This window comes from Brevundimonas sp., from assembly GCF_035561115.1.
In the GTDB taxonomy this organism is placed as follows: domain Bacteria; phylum Pseudomonadota; class Alphaproteobacteria; order Caulobacterales; family Caulobacteraceae; genus Brevundimonas.
Genome location: NZ_DATMYH010000098.1, coordinates 1 through 17,949 on the forward strand (window position 1 = coordinate 1; position 17,949 = coordinate 17,949).

General features: G+C 69.7%; 16 protein-coding genes. 3 read left to right on the forward strand and 13 right to left on the reverse strand.

Features of this window, described 5'->3' with window-relative positions; translation table 11 throughout:
• From edd to VN378_RS12825, 12 genes are all read right to left on the reverse strand, one after another.
• Positions 1-1,695 (reverse strand): phosphogluconate dehydratase (gene edd, locus VN378_RS12770; protein WP_325743957.1); only part of this gene is annotated, 1,695 nt, incomplete at its 3' end.
• Entirely contained in the window at positions 1,695-2,405 is a 711-nt protein-coding gene (pgl, locus tag VN378_RS12775) for a 6-phosphogluconolactonase (protein ID WP_325743958.1), read from the reverse strand. The genes pgl and edd, both read right to left, overlap by 1 nt.
• Before the next feature lie 144 nt (positions 2,406-2,549).
• A complete protein-coding gene (gene zwf / locus VN378_RS12780; RefSeq protein ID WP_325743959.1) occupies positions 2,550-4,007 on the reverse strand; it encodes a glucose-6-phosphate dehydrogenase in 1,458 nt (485 codons plus the stop codon).
• Positions 4,008-4,021: 14 nt separating this feature from the next.
• The gene (hisIE, locus tag VN378_RS12785; protein ID WP_325743960.1) at positions 4,022-4,660 is read right to left on the reverse strand and encodes a bifunctional phosphoribosyl-AMP cyclohydrolase/phosphoribosyl-ATP diphosphatase HisIE; all 639 of its coding nucleotides are present in this window, start codon (positions 4,658-4,660) and stop codon (positions 4,022-4,024) included.
• Positions 4,657-5,424 (reverse strand): imidazole glycerol phosphate synthase subunit HisF, encoded by a 768-nt coding sequence (gene hisF, locus VN378_RS12790; RefSeq protein WP_325743961.1) that lies wholly within the window; start codon positions 5,422-5,424, stop codon positions 4,657-4,659. The genes hisIE and hisF overlap by 4 nt, the downstream gene beginning before the upstream one ends.
• A complete protein-coding gene (gene hisA / locus VN378_RS12795; RefSeq protein ID WP_325743962.1) occupies positions 5,421-6,146 on the reverse strand; it encodes a 1-(5-phosphoribosyl)-5-[(5-phosphoribosylamino)methylideneamino]imidazole-4-carboxamide isomerase in 726 nt (241 codons plus the stop codon). The genes hisF and hisA overlap by 4 nt, the downstream gene beginning before the upstream one ends.
• Positions 6,143-6,766, reverse strand: a complete 624-nt coding sequence (gene hisH / locus VN378_RS12800; protein ID WP_325743963.1) for an imidazole glycerol phosphate synthase subunit HisH — start codon at positions 6,764-6,766, stop codon at positions 6,143-6,145. Before hisH ends, hisA begins: the two co-directional genes overlap by 4 nt.
• Positions 6,763-8,199, reverse strand: coding sequence for an imidazoleglycerol-phosphate dehydratase HisB (gene hisB, locus VN378_RS12805; RefSeq protein WP_325743964.1), 1,437 nt, complete (start codon positions 8,197-8,199; stop codon positions 6,763-6,765). The genes hisH and hisB overlap by 4 nt, the downstream gene beginning before the upstream one ends.
• The gene (hisD, locus tag VN378_RS12810; RefSeq protein WP_325743965.1) at positions 8,196-9,503 is read right to left on the reverse strand and encodes a histidinol dehydrogenase; all 1,308 of its coding nucleotides are present in this window, start codon (positions 9,501-9,503) and stop codon (positions 8,196-8,198) included. Before hisD ends, hisB begins: the two co-directional genes overlap by 4 nt.
• Positions 9,503-10,384: an ATP phosphoribosyltransferase gene (hisG, locus tag VN378_RS12815; RefSeq protein ID WP_325743966.1), complete on the reverse strand. Its 882-nt coding sequence runs from the start codon at positions 10,382-10,384 to the stop codon at positions 9,503-9,505. Before hisG ends, hisD begins: the two co-directional genes overlap by 1 nt.
• Before the next feature lie 8 nt (positions 10,385-10,392).
• Entirely contained in the window at positions 10,393-10,707 is a 315-nt protein-coding gene (locus VN378_RS12820) for a YerC/YecD family TrpR-related protein (protein WP_325743967.1), read from the reverse strand.
• 40 nt (positions 10,708-10,747) lie between these two features.
• The gene (locus VN378_RS12825) at positions 10,748-10,921 is read right to left on the reverse strand and encodes a hypothetical protein (protein ID WP_325743968.1); all 174 of its coding nucleotides are present in this window, start codon (positions 10,919-10,921) and stop codon (positions 10,748-10,750) included.
• Positions 10,922-11,083: 162 nt separating this feature from the next.
• Here VN378_RS12825 and VN378_RS12830 point away from each other — a divergent pair, with 162 nt between their 5' ends.
• A complete protein-coding gene (locus tag VN378_RS12830; RefSeq protein WP_325743969.1) occupies positions 11,084-12,307 on the forward strand; it encodes an NAD(P)/FAD-dependent oxidoreductase in 1,224 nt (407 codons plus the stop codon).
• Here VN378_RS12830 and VN378_RS12835 read toward each other — a convergent pair.
• Positions 12,304-14,580, reverse strand: coding sequence for an EAL domain-containing protein (locus VN378_RS12835; RefSeq protein ID WP_325743970.1), 2,277 nt, complete (start codon positions 14,578-14,580; stop codon positions 12,304-12,306). The two genes, VN378_RS12830 and VN378_RS12835, sit on opposite strands and share 4 nt — an antisense overlap.
• A gap of 400 nt (positions 14,581-14,980) precedes the next feature.
• Here VN378_RS12835 and VN378_RS12840 point away from each other — a divergent pair, with 400 nt between their 5' ends.
• Positions 14,981-17,236: a TonB-dependent siderophore receptor gene (locus VN378_RS12840; RefSeq protein ID WP_325743971.1), complete on the forward strand. Its 2,256-nt coding sequence runs from the start codon at positions 14,981-14,983 to the stop codon at positions 17,234-17,236.
• Positions 17,237-17,243: 7 nt separating this feature from the next.
• A complete protein-coding gene (locus tag VN378_RS12845) occupies positions 17,244-17,921 on the forward strand; it encodes a Fe2+-dependent dioxygenase (RefSeq protein WP_325743972.1) in 678 nt (225 codons plus the stop codon).
• Positions 17,922-17,949: the final 28 nt, after the last annotated feature.

Here is a 17,949-nt window from a genome sequence, read left to right on the forward strand (position 1 = left end):
GCCGGGAACCCCGATGGTGGTCAGAACGCCCGCATCGGCGTCGAGGCGGATGATGTCGCCGTCGCGGACATGGGCCAGCGGGCCGCCGGCGAGGGCCTCGGGAGAGACGTGGATGGCGGCCGGCGTCTTGCCAGACGCGCCGGACATGCGGCCGTCGGTGACGAAGGCGACCTTGAAGCCCTTGTCCTGGAGCACGGACAGGGCGGGCGACAGGCTGTGGAGCTCGGGCATGCCGTTGGCCCTGGGGCCCTGGAAACGCAGAACCACCACGACGTCGCGGTCGAGCTTGCCGTCCCGGAAGGCCTGAAGCGCATCCTCCTGGGTTTCGAAGACGGCGGCGGGGGCCTCGACGATGCGGTTCTCGGGCTTGACCGCCGAGACCTTGATCACGGCCCGGCCGAGGTCGCCCTGAACCAGCCGCAGACCGCCCTCGGTGTCGAAGGGATCAGAGGCGGGGCGCAGAATGTCCGTATCCAGACTTTCCGTGACGCCATCCTTCCACACCAGTTCGCCGTCGATCATGACCGGCTCCTGGAAATAGTGATGGATGCCCTCGCCCATGACGGTGACGACATCGGAGTGGATGTGGCCGGCCTGCGCCAGTTCGCGGGCGACGAAGGCGACGCCGCCTGCGGCCTGGAAGGCGTTCACGTCGGCCGAGCCATTGGGATAGACGCGGGCCAGCAGAGGGGTGACCGAGCTGAGCTGGTCCATGTCGGTCCAGTCGATCAGCACGCCGGCCGCGCGCGCCATGGCGACCAGATGGATGGCGTGGTTGGTCGAGCCGCCGGTGGCCAGCAGGGCGACGATCATGTTGACGATCGACTTCTCGGAGATGACGTCGGCCATGCGGCCCTGACCCGAGCGGGCCAGTTCGACGGCGCGCTTGGCCGCCGCCGCCGTCAGGGCGTCGCGCAGGCCCGTCTCGGGATGGACGAAGGCGGTCGAGGGCAGGTGCAGGCCGCCCAGCTCCATCATCATCTGATTGGAGTTGGCGGTGCCGTAGAAGGTGCAGGTGCCGGGCGAATGGTAGCTGCCGATCTCGCTTTCCAGCAGCTCGGACCGACTCACCTTGTTCTGGGCGTAGAGGGCGCGGACGCGGGCTTTTTCCGCGTTGGGGATGCCCGAGGGCATGGGGCCGGCGGGGGCGAAGACGACCGGGAGATGGCCAAAGGCGAGAGAGCCCATGAACAGGCCCGGCACGATCTTGTCGCAGACACCCAGGGCGATGACGGCGTCGAAGGCGTCGTGCGTCAGGGCCACGCCCGTCGACATGGCGATGACGTCGCGGCTGAACAGCGACAGCTCCATCCCCGGACGTCCCTGGGTGACGCCATCGCACATGGCGGGCGTTCCGCCGGCGACCTGGGCGGTGGCGTTCACCTCGCGCACGGCGTCGCGGATGATCTGCGGGAAGCGTTCGAATGGCTGATGCGCCGAAAGCATGTCGTTGTAGGCGGTGACCACGCCGACATTGGGCTGGGTCCCCGACATGGCGTTCAGCTTGTCCTTCACCGGGGCGCCGGCGAAGGCGTGGGCCCAGTTGGCGCAGGACAGTTTGGCGCGGCCGGCGCCGGAGTCACGAGCGGCGTCCATGCGGCGCAGGTAGTCGGCGCGCGTGGCTTTCGAGCGCTCGACGATGCGGGCGGTGACCGCGGCGACGACGGGATGGAGGGCTCCGTTTTTGGGGGGCATCAGGCTTTCTCCGTCCACAGAACGTCGAGGGGGACGTTCGCCGCGATCAGGGCGGCGATGGGCTGGACGGCGGGGTCGCCGGCGGCCTCGCGTTCGAATACGGCGCGTTTGGCGGCGCCGGTGACGGCCAGGACGACGCGCCGGGCGCCCATCAGATACGGCAGGTTGATCGACAGCCGCTCGAGGCTGGGCGCCGCGCTATCGCGGCCGGGGGGCACTCCCAGAACGGTCGGGGGCAGGGTTGGCGAGAGAAGGGTCTTCAGGGTCGGGCTGCCGGGGAACATGGAGCAGATATGGCCATCCTCCCCCATGCCGAGAAGGACCGCGTCGAGACGGCGGCCCTCGCGGGCCAGGGCGTGGGCGGCGACGGCGGCGGCGCGGTCGACGGTGACCTCGGGATGATACAGCGGAATGAAACGCGCGGCGGCGGCCGGGCCGGTCATCAGGGTCCGTTTGATCAGGGCCGCGTTCGACTCGGGCGAGGTCTCGGGGACGTAGCGTTCATCGATCAGGGTGACGGCGACGCGGGACCAGTCGAGATCCGCGTCGGCCATGGCGCGGTAGATCGGGGCGGGAGTCGATCCGCCGGCGCCGGCGAAGACGGCCTTGCCGGTTTCAGCGAGGGCGACGGCCAGAGTGTCGGTCAGGCGGGTCGCGCAGGCTGAGGCCCAGGAAGCGCTATCGGCGAAGGTCTGGATGACAGGCATCATTATTTCCGCTCATCCCGGCGAAAGCCGGGACCCGGTCCTTTCGTTGCGCAGGCTCTCCGGGATTGGCGAACGCGTGCACCCGGCGTCACCGGTCGCCCAAAGAACTGGGTCCCGGCTTTCGCCGGGATGAGCGGAGCGGGGTAATCACGCATCGCCCGTGTTCCAGTGACGGCCGGTGCGGGACAGCAGATAGCCCGACTCGGGCGGACCCCAGGTTCCGGCGACGTAGTCCTTCGGCTTGAAGGCCGCGCCCTGCCAGGCCTCGGAGACCTCATCGACCCATTTCCAGGCCTGTTCCGCCTCGTCGCGACGGACGAACAGGGTGGAGTCGCCGTTCAGGGCGTCGAGCAGCAGCCGCTCATAGGCGATGCGGCGGCGGGGCGGTTTGGCGGACTTGTCGTTCTGCCCCCAGGACAGGGACATCTGGATCGGCTGCAGCTGCATGCGCTGATCCAGCCCCGGCTTCTTGTTCATCACCGACAGGGAGATGTCCTCCTCGGGCTGGAGGGCGATGACGAGGCGGTTGGCCTGGACCTGGCCGCGGTCGTTGTCGAAGATGGAATGCGGCAGCGGCTTGAACTGGATGACGATCTCGGTGCGCTTTTCCGGCAGGCGTTTGCCCGTGCGCATGAAGAAGGGAACGCCGGCCCAGCGCCAGTTGTCGATATCGGCGCGGATGGCGACGAAGGTCTCGGTGTCGGAGGCCGCGCCGCGTTCCTCGTCATAGCCTTTCGCAGGCTTCCCCTCGACGGTTCCGGCGACGTACTGGCCGCGCACGGTGACGCGTTCGGCCTCCTCGGGGGTGATCGGACGCAGGCTGCGCAGCACCTTGACCTTCTCGTTGCGCACCGAGTCCGGATCGAGGTCCGAAGGCGGCTCCATGGCCACGAGGCAGAGCAGCTGGAGCATGTGGTTCTGGAGCATGTCCCGCAATGCTCCGTACTCGTCGTAATAGGGCCAGCGGTCGCCGACGCCGACGGTCTCGCCGACCGTGATCTGGACGTGGTCGATGCTGAGGTTGTTCCATAGCGGCTCGAAGATGGTGTTGCCGAAGCGCAGGGCGATCAGGTTCTGGACCGTCTCCTTGCCGAGGTAGTGATCGATGCGGAACACCTGCTGTTCCGAGAAGGCGTCCGCCACGGCGTCGTCGATCTCGCGGAAGGTTTCCAGGTCGCGCCCGACCGGTTTTTCGAGCACCACCCGGTCGTCGGCCTCGGCCAGGCCGGCGGCGCGCATGGCCGTGACGATGCGGGCGTAGAGCGAAGGCGAGACGGCCAGGAAGCTGGTGCAGGCCCCTTCGCCGATCCTGTCCTTGAGCGGCTTCAGGCTCTCGGCGCTGGTGGCGTCGACTGCCAGATAGTCGAGGCGGGCCTCCATGCGGCCCCAGGCTTCGTCGGACCAGGCGTCGTCGGCCTTCGCCTTGCTCTCGACCGAGGCGCGGACCTTGGCGACGTATTCCGCGCGGCTCTCGTCCGAACGGGCGGCGCCGATGATCTTGAGGCCGTCAGGCAGCAGCCCGTCGTGCTCGAGGAAATAGAGCGAGGGCAACAGCATCCGCATGGCGAGGTCGCCGCCGCCGCCGAACAGCACCAGGGCCGCCATGCGCTCTCCTTCATTCAGATCCCGGGTGGACCTTCAGTTTGTCTGGCCGCTTCCGCCCGCCGAGCCAAGACGTCCAGGACGTCCTGAAACACCATGTTACGGGCCCGCAGCAACACCAGCAGGTGATAGATCAAATCCGCGGCCTCGGATGCGAGTTCCGTATCGGGGCCCGCTGCGCCGGCCAGGGCCGTCTCGACGCCCTCCTCGCCGACCTTCTGCGCGGCGCGTTTGGGGCCTTCGGACAGCAGGCGGGCGGTCCAGCTGTCGGCCGGGTCGGCGGCGGCGCGGGCGGCGATGGTCGCCTCCAGCCGGGCTATGCGGCCGAGGCCGGGAGCGTCCTCTTCGCCGAAACAGCTCACCCGGTTCAGGTGGCAGGCATTGCCGACGGGGCGGACCTTGAGGACGAGGGAGTCCGCGTCGCAGTCGGGCGTCATCGAGACGACATGCAGCCGGTCGCCCGAGGTTTCGCCCTTGCGCCAGCGGCCGCCGCGCGAACGGGAGAAGAAGGTGGCTTCACCCGCGGCGATGGTCTCGTCGAGGGCGGCGCGGTCCATGTACGCCAGCGTCAGGACCTGCAGGGTGGCGGCGTCCTGGACGACGACCGGGATCAGGCCGCCGGACTTGTCGAAATCGAGGGTGGAGGGGTCGATCACAGTCTCATCTCCTGCCCGGCGTCCGACAGGAACGCCTTGAGATCGGGAATGGCCAGGGTCCCGGTGTGGAAGACGCTGGCGGCCAGGGCGCCGGAGACGTCGGCCTGTTCGAACACCTCGAGGAAGTGCGAGGGCGCGCCGGCGCCGCCGGAGGCGACCAGCGGGATGGTCAGCCGCCCTCTGGCCTCGGACAGCTGGACGATGTCATAGCCGCGGCGGACGCCGTCCTCGTCCATGCAGTTGAGGACGATCTCGCCGGCGCCGAGATCCTGCGCCTCGATGATCCAGTCGAGGGTGCGGCGGCCGGCGCCGCGGCTGGCGTCGGGGTCGCCGGTGTACTGGTGCACGAACCAGTCGTCGCCGGAGCGCTTCGAATCCACGCCGACGACGACGCACTGGGCGCCGAACCGACCGGCCATTTCGCCGATCAGCTCGGGGCGCTCGAGGGCGGGAGAGTTGATCGATACCTTGTCGGCGCCGTGGTCGAGGCAGCGGGCCGCCTGATCGACGCTGCGGATGCCGCCGGCGACGCTGAAGGGAATGTCCAGGAGGCGGGCGATGTCGCGGACCCAGCCATAGTCGAGGGTGCGGCCCTCGGGGCTGGCGGTGATGTCGTAGAAGACCAGTTCGTCGGCGCCCTGGTCGCGGTAGCGGGCGGCCAGTTCGGAGGCGTCGCCCATGTCCGTGTGACCCTCGAAACGGACGCCCTTGACCACGCGTCCGTCCCTGACGTCGAGACAGGGGATGATGCGGCGGGCGGTCATGCCGCCACGGCCTCGGCGACCGTGAAGCGGCCCTCGTAGAGGGCCCGGCCGACGATGACGCCGTCGCAGCCGGCGGCGCGGGCGTCTGTCAGGTCGGACAGCTGCGACACCCCGCCCGAGGCCTGGACCTTCAGATCGGGGCGGCGGCGGACGATCTCGCCGAGCAGGTCGATGTTGGGACCCGTCAGGGCGCCGTCGCGGCCCACATCGGTGACCAGCAGGTGCCGCGCGAGGCCCGGCGGAAAGCGGTCGAGCGCGGCCCAGAGATCGACCTCGGCGGCCTCGGTCCAGCCCTTGAGCGCGGGAATCCAGCGGTCGCCATCGGCCTTGACGTCGATGGCCAGGGTGATGCGGTCGGCGCCGAACCGGGTCAGCCAGTCGGCCACGATCCAGGGCTGCGAGACCGCCAGCGATCCGACGACGACCCGGGCGACGCCGGCGTCCAGCAGGGTGTGGACATCGTCGGCGGAACGGACGCCGCCGCCCGACTGGATGCGGATGTCGACCGCCCCGGCCAGTTCGCCGATCAGGGCGTGCTGGACGGCGCGTCCGGCCTCGGCGCCGTCCAGATCCACGATGTGGGCCCAGCGCGCGCCCGAGGCGGCGAAGGCGGCTAGACGCACGGCGGGCCGTTCGTCATAGCGGGTGACCGCGTCGAAACGGCCGTGCATCAGCCGCACGCAGACGCCGTCGCTCAGATCGATAGCGGGGTAGACGATCACGCGGGGAGCTCCAGAAAATTCTTCAGGATGCGGGCGCCGGTCGCGGCCGAGCGCTCGGGGTGGAACTGGCAGCCCCACCGGTTGCCGGAGCGGACGACTGCGGGAACCGGGCCGCCGTACTCCGCGCGGGCGAGGGTCGCCGGGCCGTCCGGGCAGACGAAGCCGTGCACGAACCAGGCCCAGGCGCCGTCCTCGACGCCTTCCAGAAGGGGGTCGTCCCTGAGGCGGGACAAGCGCGACCATCCCATATGCGGGACAGGCCGATCCGGCGCCGGAATGATGGGGCGAACGTGGCCGGGGATGAAGTCGAGCAGGCCGACCGACCCGCCCTCATCGCTGGCTCCGAAGAGAAGTTGCTGACCAAGGCAGACGCCGAGCAGAGGCCGTTCGAACGACCGGATGGGCTGGACCAGACCGAAATCCCGCAAGCGGGACATGGCGTAGCCGGCAGCCCCGACGCCGGGCAGGATCAGGCGCTCGGCGTTCGCGACCGCCGCGGGATCGGCGGTCAGGCGCACGGTCGCGCCGAGCCGCTCCAGCGCGAACTGGACCGAGGCGGTGTTGCCGGCGCCGTAGGCGAGGACGGTGACCTCCTTCGCGGGATTGGGGCGGGACCTCACAGCACGCCCTTGGTCGACGGGACGGCGTCGCCGTCGATGCGGATGGCCTGACGCAGGGCGCGGCCGAAGGCCTTGTAGACGGCCTCGGTCTTGTGGTGGTCGTCGACGCCGGTGACTGAGACGTGGATCGCCGCGCCCATGGCCTCGGCCAGCGAACGGAAGACGTGGGCGGTCAGGTCGGTGCGGTAGTCGCCGATGAAGGGGGTGGAGAAGGTCCCTTCGAAGACCGGATAGGGCCGGCCCGACAGGTCGATGGAGACCGAGGCCCTGGCTTCGTCCATGGGCAGGACGAAGCCATAGCGGGCGATGCCCCGGCGCTCGCCGAGCGCCTGCTTCAGCGCCTGGCCGAGGGCGATGGCGGAATCCTCGATGGTGTGGTGCGGGTCGGTGTGCAGGTCGCCCTCGCAGGCCAGCCGCAGCGAGAAGCCGCCGTGGGCCGCGACCTGCTCCAGCATGTGGTCGAAGAAGCCGACGCCGGTGGCGATCGAGACCGGGTCCGCGGCGTCGAGATCGACGGCGCAGACGATGCGGGTCTCCTTTGTGTCGCGGACGGCCTGACCGGTGCGGTGCGGGCTGCCTGCCGCGGAGCCAAGACCGAGGGCGGCCAGCAGCCGGTCGTTGATCACGGCCGTGGCGGACACAGGCAGGCGGACCCGCTCGCCGGCGCGTTCGGCGGCCACCCCGAACCGGGCCAGCGCGGTCATGACGCCGTCGGGGTCCGACGGCCGCGCCATGATGACCGGGCCGAAGCCCGGCTCGACGGCCATCTCGCGGCCCAGCGCCTTGACCAGCCGTTCGCGCTCGCGGCGGACGGCGGCGAGGCGTTCCGCGCTCTCCATCATGCGGGAGGGATCGAGCGCCTGAAGGGCGAGACGCACCGAGATCTCGGGCAGGGCCCAAGGCTCGAGCACGGCGGCGAGACGGGCAAGGGTTTCGGGTTGGGCCAGGGCGGCTCCGACGCGCGCTCCGGCGAGACCGTAGGCCAGCGACAGGCTGCGCAGGACGATCAGATTGGCGTGGCGGCCGACAACTGTCGCGGCAGACGAGTTGGTGACGAATTCGGCCAGTCCTTCGTCCACGATCAGCAGGGTCGGGGCGACGATTTCGGCCATTTCCGACACTGCTTCGGCCGAGCCGGGAGCGCGCACTATGACGGCGGCGACCGGGGCGTCCGCGGCCGGGGCGGCGTAGAGGGCGGCGAGGGTGCGGCAGGGCTCGGCGTCGGGCGCCTCGACCGCCTGACCGTCGCGGGCGGCGAGGCGGAAGACCAGTTCGAGGCCGTGGGTCAGGCCGCGCACCGGGAGAACATGGTCGGCGGGAACGCCATAGATCTCGCCCATGCGGGCGGCGAGGGCGAGCGGCTCGCCCGGATAGCGATCCAGGCCGTCGCCGCCGGCGACCAGCGGGGCGAAGGGGGCGGGCAGGTTGTTCATTCGCCCGTCCTCAGATCGGCGGCGCGGGCGTGGGCCTCGAGACCCTCCAGCCGGGCGAGGCGGGCGGCGATCGGGGCCAGTGCGGCGGCGCCGGCCGCGGTGACGCTCTGGACCGACATGGAGGTCATGAAGCTGGCCGTGGTCAGCCCGCCCAGGGTGCGGGCGGCGCCGTCGGTGGGCAGGACGTGGCTGGGACCAGCGGCGTAGTCGCCCAGGGTCTCGGCCGCGAAGGGGCCCAAGAAGACGGCGCCGGCTGCGGTGATCTTCGCGACGCGGTCTTCGGCGTCCTCGGTCTGGAGGGCGAGGTGTTCGGGAGCATAGGCGTTGGCGACGGCGCAGGCCGTGTCGAGATCGGCCACGCGGATGGCCCGGCCCTCGGCGAGGGAGGCCCGGGCGATGTCGGCGCGGGGCAGGGAGGGAAGCTGTTCCTCCACCTCCGCGAGGATATCGTCGATCATCCGCTCGCTGTCGCAGACCAGCACCACCTGGGCGTCGGCGTCGTGTTCGGCCTGGCTGAGCAGGTCGGCGGCGGCGAGGACCGGATCGGCGCGGCGGTCGGCGATGACCAGCAGTTCGGACGGGCCGGCGGGCATGTCGACGGCGGGCCCCCCGGGGCGGCCAGAGGCCTGCTTCTTGGCTTCGGCCACCCAGGCGTTGCCCGGGCCGAACAGCTTGTCGCAGGGCTCGATGACGCCGTCTTCCAGCTCGGCGCCGAAGGTCAGGGCGGCGATGGCCTGGGCCCCGCCGATCAGCCAGAGCTCGTCGAGCCCGGCCTCGGCGGCGGCGTAGATCATGGCCGGGTGGGGCTCGCCCGACTTCGACGGCGGGGTGACGGCGACGCGTCGCCCGACGCCTGCGACAGCGGCGGGAATGGCCATCATCAGCAGGGATGAGAACAGCGGCGCCGAACCCCCGGGGACATAGAGGCCGGCGGAACGCAGCGGGCGCCAGACCAGACGCGAGCGGACGCCCGGGGTGATCTCGACCCAGTCCGGGTCTTCCGGGCGGGTGGCCTCGTGGAAGATGCGGACGTTCTCGGCGGCGATGCGGATGGACCGGGTGTCGGCGGGGCGCAGGCGGTCGCGGGCGGCGGCCGTGAGGTCGGGCGTGAGGGCGATGCGACGGGGCGGGGCGCCGTCCAGTCTGACGCTCCAGTCGGTCACGGCCTGACCGCCGCGCGCGGCCACATCCTCGAGGATGTCACGCACCGTGTCGGCGACGCGGGCCTCGGTGCGGCGGAGCGGCCGGGCGAGGGCGGCGGCGCGGCCGGCGGCGTCCAGCGTGGTCCAGTCAAAGCGCTTCATCACATCATCTTCTCGATGGGAAGGACCAGGATGGCCGAGGCGCCGGCGGCCTTCAGGCGCTCCAGCGTTTCCCAGAAGACGGCCTCCTGACAGACGGCGTGAACGGCGACCGCGTCGTCACGCCCGGACAGGGGCATGACGGTCGGGGCGCCCGCACCGGGCAGGATGGCGGTGATCTCGGCCAGGGCGGAGCGCGGCGCGTTCAGCATGACGTATTTGGCGCCCTGGGAGGAGACGACCCCCGCCATGCGCTCGATGATGCTGTCCAGCAGATGTTGCAGGCCGGCTTCGGGTGCGACCGGAGACCTGATCAGGACCGCCTGGCTTTCGAGGACGGTGTCCTTGGCGCCAAGGCCGTTCGCCTCAAGCGTGGCTCCGGTCGAGACCAGGTCGCAGATGGCGGAGGCCAGCTTCAACCGGGGCGCCACCTCGACGGCGCCGCGCATGGTGACGATGTCAGCCTGGACGCCCCGGGCGTCGAGAAACCGGCGCAGGATCTTCGGATAGGAGGTGGCGATGCGCAGGCCGTCCAGCGAGGCGGGACCCTCGTAAGCCAGGGCGGGGGGAACGGCGATCTTCAGGGTGCAGCGGCCGAAGCCGAGCGGCATCAGGACCTCGGCCACGGGGCCGCCGTTGCGGACCTCCTCCAGCACATTCTCGCCGACGATGCCGAGGTCGCAGACGCCATCGGCGACGAAGGTCGGGATGTCGTCGTCGCGCACGCGCAGCAGATCGATGGGATAGTTTTCGACCCTGTACAGCAGGTCGTTGTTCCCCTTGACGACGCGCAGGCCCGCATCGCGGACGAGGTCGAGGCTGCGATCGGACAGGCGGCCGGATTTCTGCACGGCGATGCGCAGCCGGCCCTGGACGGTGCTCATGTTTCTACTCAGGCTTTGATGCGGTCGAGGACGAGGCGGTAGCCCTGATGCGGCATCTCTTTCAGGAAGCGGGCGACGCGGACGACCGTGGTCGGGCTGGCCCCGGCCTCCACAGCGATCTCGCGATAGGTCCTGACCCGCTCGTCCAGAAGCCGCGCCACCGCCCAACGCTCGGCGAAGGCGCGCAGCTCGGCCGGGGTGCAGAGATCGGCGAGAAACGCATCCAGTTCTTCGCGCGAGCGCAGCGACAGCAACGCGTCATAAAGCGCAATGCGGTCGTCGGCGGCCCTGGCGAGGGCCTTGGGGGACGGAGCGTCAGTCATCGCGTTCCACTATGCTGTAACAGTGGAACAGTCAAGCGCCTCAGCCAAGCGGCGTCGTGGCGTCGTCCGGGGCCTGCGACTCAAGCTGGTCGATGAGGCGGGCGCGATGTTTGGCGCCGGCGGCGCGAGCGGAGGCCGCCTGCCATTTCAGGGCCTCGGCCGCGGCCTCCATCTCCTCGTCGGAGAAGGAGGGAGACTCGGGAGGGATGTTCATAGGCGACTGACAGATACTGCCCGGACTGTGTCGGGTACCGGTCATAACCCCGACGTCGCGGAATCGTTTCCCGAAGAGTCGGGGTTTTCGGGCGCGCGCGTTTCGCCTACCTCGACCGGGACGGCGGCTGGACCGTCCGCAAAAATCGTCTGCAGGGTCCGAATGACGAACAGGGTGCTCATTATCGGCGCGGGCCACGCGGGCGGAACGGCGGCGGCCCTGCTGCGCCAGTATGGTCACGAGGGCCCCATCGTTCTGGCGGGCGAGGAGCCGGTCGCGCCGTATCAGAGGCCACCCCTGTCCAAAGCCTGGCTGAAGGGCGAGGCGGATCTGGAGGCGTTGCTGCTGCGCCCCGAGAGCTTCTATGCGGAGCACGGGATCGAATTGCGCACGGGCGTGACCGCGACGACGATCGATCCCGCGGCGCGGACGGTGAGCTTCGCCGACGGGACGGTCGAGCCGTATGACGCCCTGATCCTGGCGACCGGGTCCACGGCGCGGCGGCTGGCGATCCCGGGCGCGGATCGCCCCGAACTGCTGGAACTGCGGACTCTGGCCGACGCCGGGCGGTTGAAGGCGGCGCTGCGGCCGGGCCGCCGGCTGGCCATCGTCGGCGGCGGCTATGTCGGGCTGGAGGCCGCGGCCTCGGCGCGGGCGCTGGGCGCCGAAGCCGTCATCATGGAGCGGATGGACCGGGTGCTGGCGCGGGTCGCATCCGGGACCTTGTCCGCCTTCTTCACCGCCCGCCACCGCAGCGAGGGCGTCGAGGTCCTGACCGGGGCCGAGGTCACGGCGTTCGAAGAGGCCGGAGTCCGGCTGGCGGACGGGCGGCTGATCGAGGCCGATGCGGTGCTGGTCGGGGTGGGCGCGCTGGCCCGCGACGCCCTGGCCCGGACGGCGGGCCTTGCGTGCGGGAACGGCGTCATCGTGGACGAAAACGCCCGGACCTCGGACCCCGCCATCTGGGCCGTCGGCGACGCGACGTTCCGTCCGATCCCGGTGCACGGCGGACGGCGGCATCGTCTGGAGAGCGTGCCCAATGCGCTGGAGCAGGCGAAGCAGGCGGCCTCGGCGATCGTCGGACGGCCCGCGCCGGCGCCGGAAGTCCCGTGGTTCTGGTCGGACCAGTATGACCTCAAGCTTCAGATCGCAGGCTTGCCGGACGGCGCCGACCGCCAGATCGTGCGCGGCGATCCGGGCGTTATCGGACAGGGCGCCTCCTTCGCCGTCTTCCATCTCGCGGGCGACCGGATCCTGTGCGTCGAGGCCGTCAATGCGCCGGCGGAATTCATGGCCGGGCGGATGATGATCGGCAAGGCGACCCCGGTCGATGCGGCGAAGCTGGCCGATCTGTCGGTGTCGATGAAGCTGGTGGCGGCCGGCTAGCGGACGACGGCCCTGGTCTCCTGGGCGGGGGCGTCCAGGCGGTCCAGCAGGCCGGCCATCGGTACGGGCCGGCCGATCAGATAGCCCTGGGCCATGTCGCAGCCCATGCCGCGCAGCAGGGCCAGGGCGGTGGGCGTCTCGACGCCTTCAGCGGTCACCTTGAGGCCGAGGCCGTGGGCCAGGTCGATGGTCGACTTGACCAGCAGGCCATCGCGGGCCGACTCGTCCAGTCCTAGGATGAAGCTCTTGTCGATCTTCAGTTCGTCGGCGCGGATGCGCTTCAGATAGGTCAGGGAAGACAGGCCCGAACCATAGTCGTCCAGCGAGACCGAGATGCCCGCGTCGGCGAAGCGGGCGACGATGCCCAGGGCCATTTCCGGATTGTCCATCACCGCCGTTTCGGTGATCTCGAAACAGAGATCGGCGCCCGAGGCCGCGACCTCGCCGACGGCGAAATCGGCGAAGCTTTCGTCGGACAACAGACGGCCGGAGATGTTGACCGAGACGGTCATGGCGTGGCCCGCGGCGGCCAGGATCTTCTGGTCCGCGATCGCCCGGCGGATGGCCCATTCGGTCAGGGGGCGGATGTGGCCCGTCTCTTCGGCCATGCCGATGAACAGGTCGGGCGAAACCACCCCGCGGCGCGGATGGGTCCAGCGCATCAGCGCCTCGACGCCGGTGATGCCCTGGGCCCGGAAGTCGTATTTCGGCTGATAGGCCAGGGCGACCTCGCCGTCGCTGAGGGCGGTCATCAGTTCGGAGATCAGTGAAAGATTGCCGCCCGGATCGCCATAGGCGGCCTCGTCGAAGGCCGCGGCGGAACGGCGCGTCGCACGGGCCTGGTCGAGGGCGATGGCGGCCCGGTCGACCGGCGAGGTCAGGTCCGAGCCGGCCGCGCCATGGCCCGCGACGCCGGCGGTCAGGGCGATGTCGACCGGGGCGCCGTTGACGTTGATCGGGGCCTGGGCCGCCGCCGCCAGGCTTTCGGCGGCTTCCAGCGCCTCGGCCTTGTTGCTGGCGATGATGACAAGACCCAGGGCGCCCGCGCCGACCCGGGCCATGGGCGCGCCGTCGGCCAGGGCCGAGAGCCGGGCACCGAGGGAGGCCAGCAGCCGTCCCATGGAATCGTAGCCGATAGCGTTGCGGACCACCTCGAAACGGTCGACCCCGAACAGGACCACCCATGCGTCGGCATGGGCGCCGGCCTTCCGCTCGAGGGACAGGCGGTTGGGGAGGCCCGTCTCCTGATCGTGCAGGGCCATGTGGGTCAGCTTCGCCTCGCGGTCTTTCAGATCGCCGACCATGGCGTTGAAGCTTGCGGCCAGACGGCCGATCTCGTCGCCGGACGTTACGGGGGCCTCGACGTACTCGCCCCGTTGCAGACGGTGGACGGCCTCATCCAGGGCGGTGATTGGCCGGGTCAGTCCGCGCGACAACGCCCAGGCGCCGCCCATCAGCAGGGCGAGGCCGGCCCCGCCGATCGCCGTCAGCCACAGGAAGAGCGTTCCATAGGGACTCATGACCCGGTTCAAGGGGTAGGTCAGCAACAGGGCCGCGTGCGATGCGGGGTCGAAGCCCGGCAGGGGCCGGGTGAACCGCATCGACGGCCCCTCCCCGGTGCGGACTGCGGCGGCGGGTCCGTCCGTCGTCCCGGACGTGGGGGTCAGGATGACCGTGGCGGACAGGGGAATGGCCGACAGGCGTTCCAGACCCCGCATCTCGCCCGCGTCCAGCCGCTCGGCGAACACGATCCAGCCGGTCAGGTCCGGCGTCCCGAGGGGCGAGGCGACCATCCGGAACGGCTGGCCGCCGACCGCCAGGACGCCGGTCTCGGTTCCGCCGGACGCAAGTCCCCTGAACAGAAGGTTCAGAGAGGCCTGGTCCGGATTGATTCCGGCGGAGGCCACCCGCCCGTCGACCCCAAGGATCAGCGCTCCGTCGACGCCGTGGCGGAGCCGCAGGCTCTCCAGCGCCGCGCGCGTCCTCGTTTCGTCTTCGGCGGCGAGAGCGTCGCCAAGGCCGCCGTCACGGGCCAGGACGGCGGCGTCCTGACGCAACCGGGCCGAGCGCATCTCCCAAAGCTGGCCGTAGACGGCGCCGGTGGCGGCCATCTGGTCGCGGGCCATATGGCGCGCGCTGTTGGTCACCGCCGTGACCACGGCGATGGCGCTGAGGATCAGGGCGAGCCCGAACAATCCCATGTAGAGCAGGGTCAGACGCGTCCGCAGATTTCGGAATGTCAGCAGGCGATGAACCCATGCGGACACCTTCATCGCAGGGCCGCCGCTGTGCCGGGGTCGCGGAGGGCGGTCGCGGGCGCGCGGACCGTCAGGTTCCCCGCGACAGCCGGAACGGCGTGCAGGGGCGACACACGAGGGACGAAGAGGCGACGCATCCCTTCGCTTCTACGAAATCAAGATGAAATCGAGGTAAATCATAATGACCGGCTAGATCGGGGCCCGCGTTACCCAACCCCCGATAGTATATACAGCCAAGGTTGTCTGTTTTTACTCAGACCTGACCGCGTCAGGAGGGCGCCCCGGGCCTGACGCCGAACGGACGCGCCTGCTCAAGGCGCGACGATAATTGCGACTTATTCGCAATTGGGATTGCGCGGCCCGGCTAAGCTGATAATGCGAACAGATCGCATTGTCGAGTTTTCCGGATCATCCCATGTCCTCCCGCGCCGACGCCCTTCGCGCCCTTCTGTTCGCCTCCAGCGCCGCCGGGATGTTGATCACAGGTCCCGCCCTGGCCGAGCCGGGACCAGAGGGCGAGCCGCAGGAGGCGACGACGCTGGAGACCATCACGGTTGACGGCCATCCGGTAAAACGGGAGCCCCGCGCTCCCGAGTTCGTGGCGCCGCTGGTCGACACGCCCCGCTCGATCACCATCATTCCGCAGCAGATCATCGAACAGACGGCGGCGACCTCGCTGCAGGACATCCTGCGCACCTCGCCGGGCATCACCTTCGGGGCCGGCGAGGGCGGCCAGCCGCTGGCCGACCGGCCCTTCATCCGGGGTCAGGCCTCGGGCAACAACGTCTTCGTCGACGGCATCCGCGACAGCGGCGGCCAGCAGCGCGAGGTGTTCAACCTCGAACAGGTGGAGGTCGTAAAAGGCCCCGACGCCGTCTATTCGGGCCGGGGTTCGGGCGGCGGCAGCATCAACCTGGGTTCAAAGGCGCCCCGGCTGACGGACTTCACCCGCTTCGGACTGGGCGCGGGAACCGACGGCTATCTGCGCGCGACGATCGACCAGAACTGGAATCTGGGCGAAACCGCCGGCCTGCGCATCAATCTGATGGGTTCGGAAGGCGACGTTCCCGGGCGCGACAGCGTCGACTATGACAAATGGGGCGTCGGCCTGTCGCTGGCGGCGGGGCTGGGCACGGGTTCGACAGGGACGTTCAGCTACTACCACCTGACGTCCCGCCAGATGCCCGACTACGGCATTCCGCTGTTCACCAAGATCGGCGTGCGCACCACCGACAGCGGCATTCTGGACGTGCCCTACGACAGCTTTTACGGCCTGGAGGCGCGGGACTATCTGACCAATACGGTTGACGCCTTCACCTTCGATTTCGAGCACGCGTTCAGCGACAACCTGACGCTCCGCAACGTCAGCCGCTGGTCCGAAACGCTGAACGACTATGTCGTCACCAACCCCGGCGACGGCGGCAACATCACCAATGGCGGCGTGGCCCTGATCGGCGGGACATACTGGATGAAGCGCGGAATCAAGTCGCGCTGGAATCCGACCCGGACCATCGCCAACGTCACCGACCTGACGGGCCGCTTCTCGACCGGCGGGCTGCGCCACAGCCTTGACGTCGGCCTGGAACTGGCCAGCGAGGACAACAGCAATGCGTCCTGGACCGTCACGACCACCAGCGGCTCGGTCTGCCCTGCGCCCCTGACCGGTTTCGATTGTACGGCGCTGTATGATCCGAACCCGCAGGATCCCTGGACCGGCACGATCGTCCGTGGACTGATCAGCAGCAGTACGACCGACACGGTCGGCCTGTACGCCCTGGACTCGATCGAGATCGGCGAGCGGTTCGTGGTCAATCTGGGCCTGCGTTACGACGACTATTCGGTCGAGGGGCGCAATGCTTCCGGCACGGTCGCGGCGCCGGTCTATACGCCGGTGGGAGGCGACTGGACCTTCGTCAACTATCAACTCGGCCTGGTTTACAAGCCGACCGCCAGCTCGAGCGTCTATGCGTCCTGGGCGACCTCCGCCACGCCCCCGACCATTTCGGCGGGCGACCAGAACACCGGTTCGGGGACGGGCGCGGGCAATCTGGCGACGGTGCTGCTGGACCCGGAGGAAACCGGGAGCTTCGAGATCGGGGCCAAGGCCAATCTGTTCGGGGACCGGCTGGCGGTGTCGGCCGCGGCCTTCATGCTGAAGCGGGAAAACGCCCAGATCCAGGTCGCGCCCGGAGTCTTCGAACAGGCCGGCGAGGCCGAGGTGAAGGGGATCGAACTGGGCGTCTCGGGCAACATCACCCGCCAGTGGCAGGTGTTTGGCGGCTACACCTGGATGGACAGCGAGCTGGTTTCCGGCGCCTTCAACAACGTCAATGTGGGCGACCCGCTGGCCAATACGCCGGAGCATTCCTTCAGTTTGTTCTCGACCTGGCGCGTCACGTCGAAACTGAGCCTGGGCGGCGGCGTCTACTATGTGTCGGACAGCTTCGGCGGCAACCAGGGCGGGGCCGGCGGCGGGGCCAACCGCGTCCATGCGCCGGCCTACACCAGGGTCGACCTGTTCGGCTCCTGGGACCTGACCGAGACCGCCTCGATGCAGCTGAACGTCCAGAACGCGGGCGACGAGGAATACATCCTGCGCACCAACGGCGTGCACCATGCCGACGTGGCGCCGGCGCGGCAGGCTATCCTGACGCTCAATCTCAGGTACTGATCCGTCCATGCTGCTGCACATCCCCGGCGTCTTCACCAGGGACGAGGTCGCGACCCTGCGGTCGCGGCTGGACGCCGGGCCGTGGGTGGACGGCAATGTGACCTCGGGTCACCAGTCGGCCGGGGCCAAGGTCAACCGGCAGCTGCCCGAGGACAGCGCCGAGGCGCGCGAGGTCGGAGCCCTGATCCAGCAGGCGCTGAACGCCAATCCGATGTTCGTCTCGGCGGCCCTGCCGCACACGGTCTTCGCGCCCCTGTTCAACCGCTATGAGGGCGGCGAGCGCTTCGGCCTGCACGTCGACAACGCCATCCGCCAGCGCGGGCCGATCCGCATCCGCAGCGACCTGTCGGCGACCCTGTTCCTGTCGGAGCCGGACGACTATGACGGCGGCGAGCTGGTCGTCGAGGAGATGTACGGTCCGCAGAACGTCAAGCTGCCGGCGGGCGATCTGGTGCTGTATCCGTCCAAGAGCCTGCACCAGGTCACCCCGGTGACGCGCGGGGCGCGGGTGTCGAGCTTCTTCTGGATCCAGAGTCTGGTGCGCGACGACGCGGACCGCGAAACCCTGTTCCGGCTGGATGTGGCCATCCAGCGGGTCAGCGCCGACAAGGGGGCCCAGGACCCCGCCGTGCTGGAGCTGACGGCCATCTATCACAACCTGCTGCGGCGCTGGTCCGAGGTCTGAGTATTTCGCCTCCGGAATTCTGCTGAAA